Source organism: Maribacter litoralis, from assembly GCF_003075045.1.
In the GTDB taxonomy this organism is placed as follows: Bacteria; Bacteroidota; Bacteroidia; order Flavobacteriales; family Flavobacteriaceae; genus Maribacter; species Maribacter litoralis.
Map to the genome: position 1 here is coordinate 1 of NZ_QCZD01000028.1, position 474 is coordinate 474.

The window sequence follows — 474 nt, forward strand, 5'->3', positions numbered from 1 at the left end:
TGACCTACGGGCGGCTGCAGTGGGGAATTTTGGACAATGGGCGAAAGCCTGATCCAGCAATGCCGCGTGTGTGAAGAAGGCCTTCGGGTTGTAAAGCACTTTTGTCCGGAAAGAAATCCTCTGGGTTAATACCTCGGGGGGATGACGGTACCGGAAGAATAAGCACCGGCTAACTACGTGCCAGCAGCCGCGGTAATACGTAGGGTGCAAGCGTTAATCGGACTTACTGGGCGTAAAGCGTGCGCAGGCGGTTTTGTAAGACGGATGTGAAATCCCCGGGCTCAACCTGGGAACTGCATTCGTGACTGCAAGGCTAGAGTATGGCAGAGGGGGGTAGAATTCCACGTGTAGCAGTGAAATGCGTAGAGATGTGGAGGAATACCGATGGCGAAGGCAGCCCCCTGGGCCAATACTGACGCTCATGCACGAAAGCGTGGGGAGCAAACAGGATTAGATACCCTTGTAGTCGTTCGA

1 rRNA gene is annotated in these 474 nt (G+C 54.4%); it reads left to right on the forward strand.

Going from position 1 to position 474, the window contains the following annotated elements:
• Positions 1-474, forward strand: a 16S ribosomal RNA gene (locus DCS95_RS20440); the annotation flags it as partial.